The organism is Aquimarina sp. AU119 (assembly GCF_900312735.1).
GTDB classification, from domain to species: domain Bacteria; phylum Bacteroidota; class Bacteroidia; order Flavobacteriales; family Flavobacteriaceae; genus Aquimarina; species Aquimarina algiphila.
In genome coordinates this window covers 100781-117864 of record NZ_OMPF01000006.1, presented here as the reverse complement: position 1 = coordinate 117864, position 17084 = coordinate 100781, and the positions used below count along the sequence as shown (strand labels likewise).

14 protein-coding genes are annotated in these 17084 nt (G+C 31.7%); 6 read left to right on the top strand and 8 right to left on the bottom strand.

Features of this window, described 5'->3' with window-relative positions; all coding sequences use genetic code 11:
- Positions 1–8 precede the first annotated feature (8 nt).
- The 3 genes from DK442_RS06540 to DK442_RS06530 form a co-directional block, all read right to left on the bottom strand.
- Positions 9–1178, bottom strand: a complete 1170-nt coding sequence (locus DK442_RS06540) for a beta-ketoacyl synthase N-terminal-like domain-containing protein (protein ID WP_109435058.1) — start codon at positions 1176–1178, stop codon at positions 9–11.
- A gap of 84 nt (positions 1179–1262) precedes the next feature.
- A complete protein-coding gene (locus DK442_RS06535) occupies positions 1263–1973 on the bottom strand; it encodes a LytTR family DNA-binding domain-containing protein (RefSeq protein WP_109435057.1) in 711 nt (236 codons plus the stop codon).
- On the bottom strand, positions 1963–3045 hold the full coding sequence (locus DK442_RS06530; protein ID WP_235010916.1) for a sensor histidine kinase: 1083 nt from the start codon (positions 3043–3045) through the stop codon (positions 1963–1965). Before DK442_RS06530 ends, DK442_RS06535 begins: the two co-directional genes overlap by 11 nt.
- A gap of 293 nt (positions 3046–3338) precedes the next feature.
- Here DK442_RS06530 and DK442_RS06525 point away from each other — a divergent pair, with 293 nt between their 5' ends.
- The 4 genes from DK442_RS06525 (at position 3339) to DK442_RS06510 (ending at position 7333) form a co-directional block, all read left to right on the top strand.
- Positions 3339–4484 (top strand): serine hydrolase, encoded by a 1146-nt coding sequence (locus DK442_RS06525; protein ID WP_109435056.1) that lies wholly within the window; start codon positions 3339–3341, stop codon positions 4482–4484.
- Between the two features lie 194 nt (positions 4485–4678).
- On the top strand, positions 4679–5638 hold the full coding sequence (locus DK442_RS06520) for a hypothetical protein (RefSeq protein WP_235010915.1): 960 nt from the start codon (positions 4679–4681) through the stop codon (positions 5636–5638).
- 248 nt (positions 5639–5886) lie between these two features.
- Positions 5887–6336, top strand: a complete 450-nt coding sequence (locus DK442_RS06515) for a cytochrome c oxidase assembly factor Coa1 family protein (protein ID WP_109435055.1) — start codon at positions 5887–5889, stop codon at positions 6334–6336.
- Positions 6299–7333: a hypothetical protein gene (locus DK442_RS06510; protein ID WP_109435054.1), complete on the top strand. Its 1035-nt coding sequence runs from the start codon at positions 6299–6301 to the stop codon at positions 7331–7333. Before DK442_RS06515 ends, DK442_RS06510 begins: the two co-directional genes overlap by 38 nt.
- Here the strand turns inward: DK442_RS06510 and bioA are convergent.
- The 3 genes from bioA to DK442_RS06495 are packed head-to-tail and all read right to left on the bottom strand — an operon-like array spanning position 7330 to position 10454.
- Entirely contained in the window at positions 7330–8595 is a 1266-nt protein-coding gene (bioA, locus tag DK442_RS06505; protein WP_109435053.1) for an adenosylmethionine--8-amino-7-oxononanoate transaminase, read from the bottom strand. The genes DK442_RS06510 and bioA overlap by 4 nt on opposite strands.
- A 51-nt stretch (positions 8596–8646) precedes the next feature.
- Entirely contained in the window at positions 8647–9288 is a 642-nt protein-coding gene (gene bioD / locus DK442_RS06500) for a dethiobiotin synthase (RefSeq protein ID WP_109435052.1), read from the bottom strand.
- 14 nt (positions 9289–9302) lie between these two features.
- Positions 9303–10454 carry a pyridoxal phosphate-dependent aminotransferase family protein gene (locus DK442_RS06495; protein WP_109435051.1) on the bottom strand — a complete coding sequence of 384 codons (1152 nt, stop codon included), beginning with the start codon at positions 10452–10454 and terminating at the stop codon, positions 9303–9305.
- Positions 10455–10641: 187 nt separating this feature from the next.
- Here DK442_RS06495 and DK442_RS06490 point away from each other — a divergent pair, with 187 nt between their 5' ends.
- Together DK442_RS06490 and DK442_RS06485 are read left to right on the top strand one after the other, a co-directional pair.
- Positions 10642–12444, top strand: coding sequence for a M61 family metallopeptidase (locus tag DK442_RS06490; protein ID WP_109435050.1), 1803 nt, complete (start codon positions 10642–10644; stop codon positions 12442–12444).
- Between the two features lie 11 nt (positions 12445–12455).
- A complete protein-coding gene (locus DK442_RS06485; RefSeq protein WP_109435049.1) occupies positions 12456–12995 on the top strand; it encodes a GNAT family N-acetyltransferase in 540 nt (179 codons plus the stop codon).
- On the opposite strand, the gene DK442_RS06480 is transcribed toward DK442_RS06485, so the two are convergent.
- Together DK442_RS06480 and DK442_RS06475 are read right to left on the bottom strand one after the other, a co-directional pair.
- Positions 12973–15813: a S9 family peptidase gene (locus tag DK442_RS06480; RefSeq protein WP_109435048.1), complete on the bottom strand. Its 2841-nt coding sequence runs from the start codon at positions 15811–15813 to the stop codon at positions 12973–12975. The two genes, DK442_RS06485 and DK442_RS06480, sit on opposite strands and share 23 nt — an antisense overlap.
- 218 nt (positions 15814–16031) lie before the next feature.
- Entirely contained in the window at positions 16032–17045 is a 1014-nt protein-coding gene (locus DK442_RS06475) for a hypothetical protein (RefSeq protein WP_109435047.1), read from the bottom strand.
- Positions 17046–17084: the final 39 nt, after the last annotated feature.

Here is a 17084-nt window from a genome sequence, read left to right as displayed (position 1 = left end):
AAACTTTGTTAATATTTAAAGGGTTTTTCTAATAAAATGCTAACTGCATTACCTCCAAAACCTACAGCATTTATTATTATTTTATTCAATTGTTTTGGAATTTTATCATATGTAACAAACGGCACCGGTATAAATTCTTGATGTTGAATCATTAAAGCTCCAAGTTCGAGACTTAAAATTCCGCTGGCTCCAAATGTATGACCAATCTTCCATTTATTCGTTGTCAAGGCGGGAGTGTTTTCTCCAAAAACAGCTTGTATAGCATTATATTCTGCCTGATCACCTTTTACTGTTCCTGGTGCATGCATGACAATAGCATCTACTTCATTTGTAGGAGTTTTTCCTAAAGCCATTTTCATCGATTTCTGAAAACAATCTGCTTGAGTAGATATCGATATATTGTGTTTTAATGGTTCTGTTGCATATCCAACTCCTTTAATATATGCAATTGCATTTTCTCTTGCTCCTTTTTCTATACAAGCAACAGCTGCTCCTTCTCCCAGAAACATAGAATTTCGAGTTTTATTCCAATTCATTGCCTGACAAGGGTATGTCAATCCATTATTTGATCCATAAATCTTTAGTGCTTTCATCTGTGCAATAGTAAATGGTGTTAACGGAGCTTCACTACCTCCTACCAAAAACTTATCTGCTAAACCAGATTGCAACCACGCAACACCATTAAGTACGGCATGTAAAGCAGTAGAACATGTTATAGAATGACTGATTTCAGGCCCTATCGTTTGTAAATCGTGAGCTATCCATGATGAAATATTTCCCAAAGTCGTTGTAGGAGAGCTCAAAGTAGATGACTTATTTGTTTCTAAAAACTCCTGATGATATTTTTCAAAAAGTGCTGTTGCTCCTCTAGAAGATCCAATGTTAATTCCAAAATTTGGATCATCATCCCAACCGGCGTTTTTTACTGCTTCTCTTGCTGCAAATATTCCAAAAAGAACAGAGTTATCTAATGCTTCATAATGAGCATTCTCTTTTCTTAATTGTTTAATCATTCGATTTGCTTCTGCAGTCAGTACTGCCACTGGTGTTTGTTCTCTTCCAAAATCTTCAAAAGAAATACAGTGAGAAGGGTCTTTATATTTTCCCCAAATGTCACCAGAAGAAATTCCTAAAGGAGAAATAGAAGAAATCCCTGTTATTGATATGATCTGTTGCAATGCCTAATTTTTGGCAAATGTAGGGGTTTGATATGTTTTGTTCAACTGTTTTGCCTACAATAGAGTTAATATTAACAGCTAATTTTATCGATTAATATTCAAATACCCATATACCTTTTCCTTATAGCTAACTCCTATTGGGATTTCAATCGCATCTAACTCAATATCATTATGAGTATATGCCGTTATTTTGTTTAGATTGATGATATATGACCTATGAACCCTTAAAAACAATTCTCTATCTAATTCTTTTTCTATATCGCTAATTTTATACTTGGTCAGAACTTGTTTATTAGTCGTATGGATCTTTATATAATCTTTAAGGCTTTCAATATATATAATATCATTAATAGAGATTTTATGGTATTTATTTCCCGATTTTACTAATATAAATTGCTCCTCACTTTTGGGGGCTTTTTTGTTTTCTATAATTTTAATATTGTCCTCTCTTGAGAACCGTTCGACTGCTCTAAAAAACCTCTCGAATGTGATGGGTTTTAGTAAGTAGTCTAAAATATCTAAATCATATCCTTCTATAGCATAATCTCTATATGCTGTAGTAATTATAGTTTTTGGAGGGGTTTTTAATGTTTTAAGAAAATCTAATCCAGTTATATTAGGCATTTTTATATCCAGAAACATCAAATCTATAGTTTCTGTTCTTAATACTTCCAATCCCTGAATAGCATTATTGCATTTAGCTACAATTTCAAAGGATTCTATTTTAGAAATGTGATTTTCTAATAATCGTATAGCCAGTGGCTCATCATCTATAAGTAAACATCTAGTTTTCATCTATAATCCTTATTTTTAATCTTACAAAAAACACATCTTCTTTAGTATTTTCTATTTCTAAAAGATACTGGTTTGGATATAATAAATCTAATTGTTTTCTAATATTCATAAGACCTATTTTTTTTCTGGGAGCATCTATATTTATAGGTTGAATAGTATTAAAAATTTCAAATACAAATAATCCGTTTTGATAGTTTGTTGAAATATTAATCTTTGGAGATCCACTATCTTCTCCTGCACCGTGTTTAAAAGCATTCTCTACAAATGAGAGAAGTATCAATGGAGCGATCATGATATCCTGAGATATGTCTTTTTTAAAAGTCACCTGTAAGCGATCGTCATATCTTAATTTCTCTAATGCTATATAATTTTCTAACATTCTCACTTCTCCGTATAGGGATACATATTTATCGGTGCATCTATATAAAATATAATCTAAGATTTCTGATAATCGTTCTATAGAATATGCTGTCTTAGGAGAGTTTTCTATTGCCAAAACATAAATATTATTTAGCGTATTAAATAAGAAATGAGGATTTAGCTGAGCTTTAAGGATATGGAGTTCTGCTTCTACTTTTTCTTTTTTTAATTTTAATTCTTCTTGTTTTGTATTTGCGAAGTAGATAAAATATTTCAGGAAAAGAAATGTAAATACCACTACATATACCGAAGGGAAATAGTTAAACAAAAGCTTTTTCCAATCTAGTATTATTTCTAATAATGATTCTTGTTCAAAAGGATATGTTCGTATTAATGGTTCTGATAAATAAATGATCAAAACCCTTCCTAAAGCACTAGTAAAATATATGGCTAAAATGCTGATTACGACATATAAAAATTTCTCTCTTCTTAGAATGTATCTGGGTATTAAATAATATGCAAAAAGATATGAACCTATAAGCTGGGGAATAAGCATACATAATTGCCTTATAAAAGAAGCTATCAAAGAATATTGATCCAGCATTCTATCTCTAGCTATAAAACTGAACATCACTATCAGCCAAAAAATAAAATGTTTTGCCCATTTCGTATTTTGAATATGTTCTGTTATTTTTTCTGCCCGATTCAACATTTACACATTTCTAATTAAAACCATAAAAACCAAAATAATAAATAATTCATGAATTCATTTTGCGCATCGATAAATTCTTATCAAACACTCCTCAATTAGAAGATTCTCAGGACGAATTACATTCATACCAAAATTTAATCTTTATATCATCTTAAAGATCAAAGTCATCGATATTTGTTTATACTATTCTTTAATTTTATCATATTTCGAGGTGAATGAGATTGTTATTATTCAATCATTCTGTTAGTCAAATATAAAACTGTCATAAATAAACTAAAAAGCACTGATTTAATATGAAAAATACAACAACTAAGATCATCATTCTTGTATTTCTTTTTTCTGTATTTGGAATAACACTTACAAACTTTGATTGTATTCGTACCGAAGAAAAATTCCCCAAAAGTATATCTGAAAAGATAGATCATCATATCAAAAAATATGTTGAAAAAGATCATTATCAAGGTACAGTTATTGTTGCTAAAGAAGGAAAAGCAATACATAAAAGTGCATATGGATATTCAAATAGAGAAGAGAAAATCAAGAATACTATTGAAACTCAATTTTTAATAGGTTCATTGACTAAATCTTTTGTGGCTGTCACCGTTATGCAATTGGTAGAAAAGGAAATATTAGATCTACACGCTCCAATACAATCATATATCCCCAACCTCAAGAACGAATTATCAGAACATTTAACCTTACACATCTTACTGAAACATCAATCCGGATTATCTCCTCACTTAGAGAGAATCACAAATTTTGAAAATAAAGATGTATCTTCTCAGGAAATCATCCAAATCATAAATACCTCATCGTTATCATTTTCACCTTCTACTCAATATCAATATTCTAACCTTAACTATACACTTTCTGCTATTGCTGTGGAAAACGCTACTGGAAAAAATTTTGCAGATGTATTACAAGAATACACCTTTGACCCTTTGCAAATGAATAATTCTGGTGTCGAAAGGATCGCCAATAGACCCAAAAACAGAGCTAAGGGATATCATAAAAAAGCATTCGGAATTGAAAACGACGAAAACATTGTTTCCTATGCTTTAGGCAGCGGAGATATCTATTCGACTGTTGAAGATTTATTAAAATGGGATCAGGCGCTATATCAAAACACACTCTTATCTGATAAAAGTAAAGCGCTTCTATTCAAAGGAGAAAACTCAGAATTTGGAAACTACGGTTATGGATTTCGTATTCATGAATATCAACGAGGCCGTAATAAGGGAAAAAAAGGCATTTTGACTCGCCATGGAGGAACTATGGATGGATTTATGTCTAATTTACATCGCTATACTGATGATCGTTTAACTGTCATCATATTGGGAAATATTCGTCCTTTTCCTATTAGAAATATGACTTTTGAACTAAAAGAGATAGCATTAGGGTTAGAAGCTAACGAACGAAATCGAACAAAATTCGAGTAGAAAAAATGATCTCGAATATTTCTAAAACTATGAATACCTCTTGTATCGTTATGAATTCTAATGTTTACATGCTCAATTGTATTTATATTCTGAGAATATTTTTACATCCCAAAGAATCTTTAATACGTCGATTTTCCAAAATTCAATATTAGTTTTTTCCAACTTTTGATAAGAATTTTAAAATTGATATTACAATGACACGTATTTGTATAACACTGGGAATCATATTAGCATCTGCATTATTTAACCTTACTTTTAGCCAAAACAAAGAAATTTCAATCCAGGAAGGTTCTGGTATGTTTTCTATTGAAGGCAGCCTTAAACATGAGGAAAAAATAATTCAGGTATTCTATCACAAACCAAAAGTATTTAGTAAAAAAACAAGAGTCCTGATTGTAATCCCCGGATCAGGAAGAAATGGTGACAGCTATAGAGATAGTTGGATCGAAAAATCAGAAAAACACAATCTACTAATCCTATCTCCAAGTTATCCAGAAAAAGACTATCCATATGAAGGGTATCACTTAGGAGGAATTTTAACTGATTTAAACATCAGAGAAAACGTCAAATTCGAACAGAATTCTAATCGAGTATTTTTAAATGAAGAAAAGGTATCCTTTAACATTAATAGCAATACTAAACAATGGATTTTTAATGACTTTGACAGATTGTTTGATATCGCGACCCGTCATCTTAAAATCTCTCAGAAACAATATGATATCTTTGGACATTCTGCTGGTGGACAAATTTTACATCGCTTTGCTATTTTTCATCCTAAATCAAAAGCCAATCGTATTATAGCCGCAAACTCTGGATCATATACCTTGACAGATTTTGAAACTCATTTTCCTTTTGGCACAAAAAAAACACACCTTACTAATAAAGATCTAAAAAAATCATTTGCCAAAAAACTAACCATTTTTGTGGGAGAACTAGACAACGAACATAGTAAAGGTGGAATTTTACTACGATCAAAAACGGTAGACAAACAAGGTTTACATAGATTAGCAAGGGCGAAATACTTTTTTGAAACTGCTAAGAATAAAGCAAAGCAAATGGGGTACAAATTTAATTGGAAACTAAAGATTGTAGAAGGAGTAGGGCACAACCAAAGAAAAATGGGGAATGCTGCTGGGGAATTTCTTTTTGATTAAATTTGAAATACATTATACCAGTTCTGACTTGAATTTGCTCATAAGAAAACAACATGTTTTTGTCTTAGACGAAAAATAAAAGTTAAGTATAGTCATAGCTACAGTTAACTTTTATTTTGAAGAATGAGGCTAAAAGATATCGTTTTATTGGGTAGATTCAATTCGGAAATGGTATTTAAAAGAAGAACGTATAGATTGTAACAAAACCGTTACAATCTATACTTATATAATGAATCATATACTACACCATGGATACTATTGAACATAAAAGTTGGTTTGCAAGAAATTGGGGATGGGCAGTTCCTTTAGGAGGTTGTCTCACTATTATTATCTTATTTTTTGTCTTTTTAGGTTCTGTAATATTTGGAGTAAGTGAATTGATCACACAATCAACACCTTCGCAAGATGCCATTGCCAAAGTAAACGAAGACGACTATGTCATAAATATTCTGGGAGAACCCATAGAGACTAATGGAATCATGAATGGCAGTCTTTCTTATGAAAACAATGTAGGTTCTGCAGATATATCAATACCGATAAAAGGCCCTAATGGAGAAGCACAACTATATGTGGTTGGCACCAAACTAAATGATCAATGGACATATAAAGAAATGTATGTGATCATTGACGCTACCAACGAACAAATCGATTTACTGGGATATGAGCAAGATCAATACAGCAACGAAAACGAGCAATAGCTTAATAGTTTTTGGAATACCTTTACTACTTATTTTATCAATGGTTTTAATCACAAAATCAAAGATATTCGAGGTCAACCCAGGCACGCTTTCTTTTGCTATAACTATTGACCTTCTTTTTACTATACCTATTCTCTATTTTTTATTAATTAAGAAGAAAAACATTCCTAAAACCACTATCATTCCTTTCTTTGTGATAGGAATGCTGATCACTTCTTATATCATTCCAAAAGAACACCAGTCTTTACTAAATTGGGCAAAAAACTGGATTTTTCCTTTTGTAGAGTTAGGGGTGCTTATGTATTTATTTTATAAAGTTAGGAAGACTATAAAACGATATAACGCTAATGCAAAACTAAAACCTGATTTTTTGTCTGCTCTAAAAAAAACTTCTCATGAAATTTTGCCTAAAAGAATAGCTTCACTCCTTACTATGGAGCTTGCAGTAGTCTATTATAGCTTTATAGATTGGAAAAAGAAAAGACTAGCACAACATGAGTTTAGTTATCATAAAAAAAGTGGAACCATTTCTTTATTAATTGCATTGATCGTTATTATCACCATTGAAACTTATGTACTGCATGTTCTTCTTTTAAAATGGAGTCCTATTGCTGCTTGGATAGCCACCATATTAAGTGTGTATTCAGGTATTCAACTTTTTGGTTTTCTAAAATCTCTAATGAAAAGACCTATTGCTATTGAAGAAGACAAACTGCATTTGCGATATGGAATTCTAAGTGAAACAATAATAGATATTACCAATATTGATACTATAGAAATCACTAGTAAAGACATGGTATTTGATACCAAAACCAGGAAGTTATCTCCTTTTGGTGAGTTAGAAGCTCATAATATGACCATTACCCTAAAAAAAGAAAATACACTTACCGGGCTTTATGGGATACAAAAAACCTTTACAACTATTGCTTTTTTTATAGATAACAAAGAGGAATTTAAAGGTGAATTAGAAAAGTCTATAGTGCTTTTTCAAGATTAAATCGTATCTAACAATTCAACAATAGCATCATAAACACTATTCAATTGCTCATCAGTAATTACATATGGAGCCAGAATATAAATTGTATTTCCCAGTGGTCTTAGAAAAATTCCTTTTTGCATAAAATGATCAAAGATTTCATAACGCTTTTTACCATATCGATCCATGTCTATATTTAATTCCAAAGCATAGATGACTCCTTTTTGTCTTGTCGTTTTTACTTTAGAATGCTCTTTTATCCTAGTATCAAAATCTTTGTGAGTTCTAATTATCCTATCAATATGATTTTGGAATTCTTCTGTTTGTAACAACTCTACTGCAGCTAATGCTACCGAGCATGCTATCGGATTTGCAGAGTACGTATGCGCGTGAAAAAAAGCTTTCCCGACAGAATCATCAAGAAAAGCATCATAGATTTCTTGTGTACAACTTGTAACCGCCATAGGAACAAACCCTGCAGTTAAAGCCTTTGACATCGAAATAATATCTGGTTTTGTTTCTATATATTCTGATGCAAATAGTTTTCCTGTTTTTCCGAAGCCGGTCATTACCTCATCGGCAATCGTGATCACATTATTTTCTTTACAGATACTTAAGATTTGATCTAAATATCGTGCCTCATACATATGCATTGCATTAGCCCCCTGAACTAATGGTTCATATATAAAAGCTGCTACTTCATTAGTTTTAATATACGCTTGCAATTGTTTTATTACGTTATCAATATTTTCAAAATTAGGTGTCGAAATACGTTTAACATTAATAAAAAAATCTTCAAAAGGACCATTATATACAGATAATCCAGATGCTGACATCGCTCCAAAGGTATCTCCGTGAAACCCATCTTTAAACGCAATAATCGTATTTCTTTTTTCTCCTTTATTAAAATGATACTGCAGTGCCATTTTGATACCCACCTCATTTGCAGTAGAACCGTTATCAGAAAAGAATATCTTCTCCTGATTATCTGGTAAGATTTTGATAAGTTCTTCAGATAACTCTATTGCTGGTTTATGCGTAAATCCAGCAAATACAATCTGATCTAACTGCTGCATTTGCTCTTGTACTTTCTCTAATATAAAATCATTACAATGCCCATACATAGCAGTATACCAGGATGCAATACCATCTATGTATGTTTTATCATCTTCATCAAATAGCAAAGCTCCCTTTGCCTTTACGATGGGTAATGCTTCGGGATGTATTTTATGCTGTGTGAGAGGATGCCAAAGATGCTTTTTATCTCTTTCTTTTAAAGTCATATGAAGCGTATTTTCGTAGAAACGAATATCTTTTTGATTTATTTTTTTATGCTAAATAGATTCAAGGGCATCTTTAAACAGTTCTGAATATGAAGAAACCACTCTTTCATCAAAATAAGGTTCATCTTCAATTCGACCAATGATATTTACTCCTGTCATCTTTTGAATGATATCTTCTGTAGTTTTATGTTCATCTCCACTAAAAATAATAGAGACGTTATATCCTTTTTCTTTCAAAATCTGAATAGTTAGCAAGGTATGGTTAATACTTCCTAAATAATGCCTGGATACCACAATAACTTTATAATCAGGTTTAATAATATCGAGAATAGTCTTGGTATCATTTAAAGGAACCAATAACCCTCCTGCACCTTCAATAACTAAATCATTGTTTACGTTTGGAGGTTTTATCTTATCAAGATCAATGACAATATTGTCAATTTCTGCAGCGGCATGAGGACTCATCGGTGTTTTTAGAGCATAACTATTTTTATGAAATTTAGATATTGAATTAGATACCAATGTTCTTACTTTATCAGTATCTGAAAATTCTAAATCCCCTGCCTGAATTGGTTTAAAATAATCCGCTTGCAGTGCTTCTACAACAATAGCAGAAGCTATCGTTTTTCCTACCTCGGTACTTATTCCTGTAATGAATATCTTTTTTGGATGTCCCTTTTTTTTACTAGACATAACTATCCTTTTTTTTAGGTATTGACAAAGGTAGCTAACAACTCCAGAACTTCATCGATTTCTTTTCTAGAATTAAAAGAATGTAAACAAAATCGCAATCGCTCTTCACCTGCGGGTACTGTAGGAGACAAAATAGGTTTTACTTCAAATCCTTTTTCCTGAATTCTGGTTGCTATTTCTTTTATTTTCTTATTCCCTGAAATAATACAGCAATGGATCGCAGAATCACTTTTAATAAAATGTGATTTTAGATCAAGTGTTTGAAGTTTATCTTTAAAGAAAGAAATATTCTCAGCAAGTTTTTTTATTTCAGGTGTCGTATAAAGTTCCTGATAAGCAATATTGATAGTAGCCAGAGCGTGCGGTGGTAATCCTGTCGTATAAATAAAACTTCTGGCAAAATTTATTAAATACCTTTTTAAATCTAATGAGCCTAAAATTACAGCTCCATGACATCCCATTCCTTTACCAAATGTATTAATTCTTGCAAAAACCTGATCTTCAATATGTAATTGCTGTAATCGCCCAGTTCCATATTTTCCGTGAACACCAATTGCATGTGCTTCATCAACTATAAGATGACAATCATATTTTTTACAGAATGCTACAAAACCATTTAGATCAGGAGTATCCCCATCCATAGAAAAAACAGATTCGGTAACCACATAAATTTCCTGATTTTTATCATCCCCATTTTGAACTCGTCTAATGTGCGCGTCTAAATCTTCTAAGTCATTATGCTTAAATTTATAGGATTTGGCATTACTCATTTGTATTCCATCTCTTATAGAAGCATGAATTAACTCGTCATAAAAAATGACATCTCCTCGCTGAGGAACGGCAGAAAAAATCCCAATATTAGCATCATATCCAGAATTAAACAACAAAGCAGTTTCTGCATTATGAAATTTTGCTAAAAAAACTTCCGTTTCTGGATATAATGTATGATTCCCAGAAAGCAACCTGGAACCCGTTGCTCCATTTTTATAAATTTCTTTCTCTTTTAAGAACTCATGAGATCGATCAAAAATTCTTTTTGAAGAAGCAAATCCCAGATAGTCATTAGAAGAAAAATCGATTCGGCTTTCATGTACTGAAAGTTCACGAAGTGCATTATTTTCTTCTCTATGCTGAAGTTTTTTAAAAAGCTTTTGCGGTAATTGCATAACAGTCCAAAAATAAAACAAATACAGTTTAAAAAATGATGGATTTTTAATTAATACTTATATTTGGATTTCATCACTTATTCATAGTCAAATCACAATGGAAAGCGTATAGTAAAAAAGTCTAAAATCATTTAGGAATCGCTATACAAATTTGATCTAACAATCAAAAAACAATAAAACGAAAACCATGAGACTCATACACATATTAATAGCGATACTACTTGTACAATTGGGCTTCTCGCAATCAAAAAATCAATATAGCATATCTTTTGACAATGCGGTCCATCATGAGGCCAAAATAAAACTAACTTTAACAGATCTAAAAGCAGATACTATTGCTGTAAGGATGAGTAGAACATCTCCCGGAAGATATGCTTTGCATGAATTTGCGAAGAATGTCTATGATCTAGTAGTTACTGATGGTAAAGGCAAAAAAATCACCGCTACTCGACCTAACCCACATCAATGGGATATCTCGGGACATGATGGTACTGTTAACGTTTCTTATACTTTATTTGCAGATCGAGCAGATGGTACCTATTCGCAAATTGATGAAACTCATGCTCATCTTAATATTCCTGCCACTTTTATATATGCCCCAGAACTAAAAGATCGACCGATAGAAATTACTTTTGATCTTAGAAAAGATCTAAATTGGAAAATAGCTACCCAACTCAAGACTTTGGGAACGAATAAATTTGGTGCTCCTAATCTACAATACTTTATGGATAGTCCTGTAGAAATTAGTAACCATACAGTACGGGAGTTTAAAGTAGCTTCCAATGGTTCAGACTATATTATAAAGCTTGCTTTACATCACCCTGGTACAGAAGAAGAGGCCAGTACTTACTTTGAAAAAATAAAAAAGATTGTAGTACAGGAAAAAGCTGTATTTGGAGAGTATCCAAAGTTTGACAATAATACATATACTTTTTTAGCCTGTTATATGCCACAAGTATCAGGAGATGGTATGGAACATAGAAATTCTACAATACTTACCAGTACACGTAGTCTTGCCAATGAAGGAATGGAAAAAAATATAGGTACTGTATCTCATGAATTTTTTCATGCCTGGAATGTGGAACGTATACGACCAAAAACATTAGAACCTTTTAATTTTGAAGAAGCTAATATGTCGGGAGAATTATGGTTTGCAGAAGGGTTTACCAGTTATTATACCGGTTTAATCTTGTGTAGAGCCGGCATTTTAAGTCAAGAGCAATACATAAAGGGATTAGCAGGATCCTATAATTATGTCTGGAACTCACCTGCCAGAGCCTATTTTAATCCAACAGAAATGAGCTATCAAGCTCCTTTTGTAGATGCCGCAACATCAGTAGATCCAGTAAATCGAGGAAATACCTTTATTTCATATTACTCTTATGGTAGTGTATTAGGATTAGCACTTGATTTATCGCTAAGAAGTCTTAAAGATGACCTTAATCTGGATGATTATATGAAGCTAGTCTGGAAAAAATATGGTAAAACTGAAATTCCATATACCAAAAATAATTTACGAACCACTTTAAAAGAATACGCTGGAGAAAGTTTTGCTAATGATTTCTTCAAAAAATATATTGATGATAGCCAAATCCCTGATTATAAAACTTTATTTGCTGAGTTTGGAGTTTCGTTAATTAATGATTCTAAAAAACCATATCACGGAATCTCAATAAAATTTGATAAAAATAATAACGCAATAATCAATAATTATCCTAAAAAGGGAACACCAGCATATAAAGTAGGATTAGATAAAGATGATATTATTTTAGCAATAAATGATGATTCCTTTACTAATAAAAAAGAACTGGAAGAATTACTTAAAAAATATACTCCTGGAGAAAAAATAAAGATCACTTACAAAAGGTTTGAAAAAGAGATAGAAACAGAAATGACTCTTGCTACGGATCCAAAAATTGAGATTGTATTACAACAAAATGCTGGTAAAAAAGCCACAAACAAACGTGAAAAATGGTTAAACGCTAAATAGTCACATACATCATGAGTATAACGTATACCACGGTTACTTCTGAAGAGGAATTACAACAAATCTTAACTCTTCAACAAAATAACTTACCTATATCAATTTCTAAAAGCGAAAAAGAAATAGAAGGCTTTCTTACCGTGCAACATGATCTTGAAATCCTTAAAAAAATGAATACTTTACAACCACATGTTATCGCCAAAGATGGCAACAAAGTGGTTGGCTATGCACTGTGTATGCTTAAAGATTTTAAAGAGGATATTGAAATTCTGAAACCCATGTTTACTCAAATTGAAGCACATTTAGATGCGCATATCTCTTATTTTGTTATGGGGCAAATCTGTATTGACAAAGCCTATCGAAAACAAGGCATTTTTAGAGGTTTGTATCAAACCATCAAAAAAGAATCACAACAAAACTATAGTCTCCTTATTACAGAAGTTGCATCAAATAATTTACGCTCATTACAAGCGCATTATGCAATAGGTTTTAAAACATTAATTACTCATAAATCCGATGGTGTAGAATGGCATCTTATTCATTGGAACTGGGAGTGATGCTTTGTCGTTTCCCTACCGTTTCTAGATCATAGCCAAAATCTCTTCCTTTTTGTATCCTGGGAACACCTTTAGTCATCCATTCTGGTGCAAGTTCACCTTTTAAGTAATGATCAAAAAACTGCATCATCCGTATTGAAAGATCTTGTCTGTTTTTTATCTTTCTTAGGTTATGAGCTTCATCATTATACACCAATAACCATGCTGGTTTTTGCAGTCTGCGCATTCCCATAAACATTTCAATACCTTGATAATACGGGACAGCTCCATCTTTATCATTATGCATCATTAATAGTGGTGTTTCTATTTTGGGAATTCCAAATAATGGAGAGTTTTCTATATATAAATCAAATCCATCCCATAGATTTTTACCTATACGACTTTGTGTTTTTTCATATTGAAAAGCCCTACTCATTCCTGATTGCCATCGGATTCCTCCATATGCAGAAGTCATATTACTCACAGGTGCGCCCGCCATTGCAGCTTTAAATTTATTAGTTACTGTAACTAAATACGCCACTTGATATCCTCCCCAACTCTGACCTTGAATAGCCATATTATCACTATCAATATATCCAGATTTTTCTAATGCTTCTACTCCAGAAACGATACAATTATAAGCGCTCGCTCCGGGTTTACCTTCTTCATAAACAATATCAGGCACAAACATGATATAATCATTACTTACGAGATAAGAGGCATTTACCGTAGAAGCACTAGGCCTTGGAATATGATAATAATTATAGCTATCTGATCTTTTCTCATAAAAATAAGTGATCAAGGGGTACTTTTTAGATGGGTCAAAATCTTCTGGTTTATATAGAATTCCTTCTAATTTTTTGCCATCAAATGCTTTCCATGAAAACAACTCTGCAGTTCCCCATTTAAAATCTTTTTGATGTGGATTGATTTCTGTGATTTTATTTGATTCTTTAAATCCATCATCTGTTACATACAGATCAGAAAAAGTAGTGAAGTTTTCCTTTCGATAGGTAAACACCTCATTATATTTTGCTTTTTTATAAGATCCTATATAGAATTCTAATGGTTTTATTTTTTCAATAAGTTTTTCCTTTCGTAAAACATATAAACCAGAAACTTTTGTCTTTTTATCAAAACTTGTAATCAACAATGCCTTATTACTATATGACGCTAAATTTCTATGATCAGAATCTAGTCTTTGTGTTCTATATTGGATATTATTTTGTCTTCCGATTTTAGTTATATTACTTGGTGTTTTATTTCCCGAAAGCAAAACTTTCCAAACATCAAATTTATCATAGATCAAGGCATTACCTTCATTGTCAAAACCTCCAAACCCATATGGGAAAGGTGACGCAGGTCTATCGTTATCCTCATCATAAAATGCTACTTCTAAATCTTTAGTAAGATTTGTTTTTTGTTCGGTGTGCAAATTAACTGACCACCAATTTTTGGTATTCATATCATAATACAAAGCATATTTTCCGTCTGGAGACAAATATGGTCGAGAACCTATATTTTTAATTATCAAATGCTTTTGCCCTGTATTTGTATTAATTTTATAATAATCTTTGGTTCGAGGGAAATCCCAGGATCGTCTAACATCATAAGGTGATCCCGTTGATCCTAAAACAAATTGCTGTTCTCTATCATCATCAAAAATGACATCATCAATAGTATTATCCTGAATATGAATATAGTTTTTGGTTTCTGTATTATAGTACGATAGATAAGCCTTCTTATTAAGTTTTTCAAATTTGGATTTCTGTTCGGGTTGAATCAGCTTATCCTGCCAATTCCAAACATCTACTTGAGGTATTTCATCTTTTAATAAAGTTGTGTCCTTACTATATACAATTTTGGGTTTTGAAAATAAGTAAAGTCGTTTTCCATTTTCAGAGAAAAAAGGAATTTGATCCTTACTCAACTCCCAATTTTTCCTAAGGTGTTTACCCTTAACATCAACAAGCTTTTGTAATCTTCTATCTTTATAATAATGTAGTTCAAATTTTAAAGAGTCTATTGCTGTAGAATCTGTAACTGATAAATATGTAAATTGACTACCATCTTTATACACCGAGAGTTTAGTATACATGTATTTTGTAGTATCTATAACAGTCTTTGTCCCAGATATTAAATCGTATTGAAATACGCCTAGATCTCTTTCTTTTTCTTTTTTTTTTTTAAGTGTATAATAAAAAGTATTTCCTCGCTCAGGAATAGTAAAATCTTTTATTTGATGTATGGTATCTTTTTGTTTAGTTTCTAAGTTATATACCAGAGCATAATTTTGTTTATATGCTAATGAAGTATTTTTTTGTAACGTGTCTTTTTTCTGTTCAGAAGCGTCTTTCTTTTTCTTTTTTTCCTTTTTATACTTTTCAAGAACTAACCAGCCTTCTTCTTTTTGGGGCATTTTATAAGTCTTGACTCTTAAAATAGAATCTGAAATGCTATTGGTTTTTGCATCATAGATCAATAATGCATCCTTTGTTCTGTTTTCTTTTTTTATCTCTTTCTTTTTTTCTTTTCTAGTTAATTGATATGCCGGTTTTTTCTTAAAAACCACATAGTTTTCATCCCAAGAAATTGAAGCCTGATATCCATTTGGATAAGTGAATTTAGTTTTACTTTGAGTATTATATATTTCTAAATAGCCATCGCCTCTTTTAGTATTAGTTTGGATTGTAGAAACAATTAGTCTTCCTTTATTTGATATTTTTACGTTAGTAATATTCTTCCATAAATCGTAGTCATCATGAGTCAAAGTCTTTTTCTGCGCAGAAAGAAATGAAGTGCTTAGTATAACTACAAAGGTGATCAGTCTTTGAATCATAATTCAAGTTTTAATATTAGCGAGTTTTTGCATGGGGAAAAGTATAAAACCTTTCTGCTAATATAGGTTGTTTAACATAATTTTATCTAAAAATCAGGCATTTATATCGTAATACCGTTAATTTTTTAGAACATCAAAAATATTGCGCTTTTTACTCGTATTAAATCAATGATACCATGAAACCAAAAAATTGACTTCATGGTACCATAATTAAGTTTTTATTCAATTCCCAAATATGGATTATAGGTATATGTTTTATCAAAGTTTTCTAGTCCATTAAAATATTCATCTACAAGGTGAGCGGGGTAATATGCTATTCCTCCTGCCAATAATCCTTGATTTCCTCCATCGTTTTTATCATCCCAATTCCAAGGAGCATTAGCGTTACCATTCCCATACGATTTCTGAAAAGATTTGGCATTACTAAATAGACTAGTATTAAATCTTTGATCCCACATCCCTCCATTTTCGAAAATGTTTACTAGTTTATATTTTACATTTCTATCATAGATATCAGAAGGATACTCACTTGTGGTTTTGCTTGGAAAATACACTATATAATCGCTCCCTCCTGGTTTTTGTTTTGAATGCGCTTTTATACCATGGCCTTTGGCTTCTGCAGAGGTTTTAAATCGACTTACTCCATTGTGATTTTGTAATGTTAATGTTCCATCTATATCTTCGTTTCCATTAGTTAATCCAGAGTTAGGTGCTTTATAAGAATAAAAATCAGAGTGAAATACGGTTATAGCTCCCAAAGCACTGCCATACATCGAATTATCTTTTTTAACAACCGTCAAAACACCTTCCAGATCATTTTCATGTTCATCTATGCGATATAGAAAGAAAATATCTGTCCAGTCTCTTGGATGAAAAAACGCATAAGTAATAAAATAATGTGTTGTTGTTTCTACTACAGAATAATACCCCACAGCATTTCCTTGATTGTTAGTTTTTGAAATATTACTCCAGTTATTCTTTGCGTTAAGATCTCCATCAAAATCATATCGTGTAATATAATCTGCTTTCCCACTCAAACCATGAGAACCAGTCCTGTCAACATCCTGATAATGAATCGGAGCATGGTAAAATGCCAAGTCGAGGTAAAAATTTTGGTTTTTGTTTAAATTAATAGCATTCTCTCTCTGGGTTTGATCAGGGGTAAAATCATCCCCTTTTTCGCAACTAAGAATAACAATAAAGATGAGTGTAAATAAAATAGATTTTTTCATAATTGAAAAGTGTTTGGTTAATAATCACTTAAAAGTAAT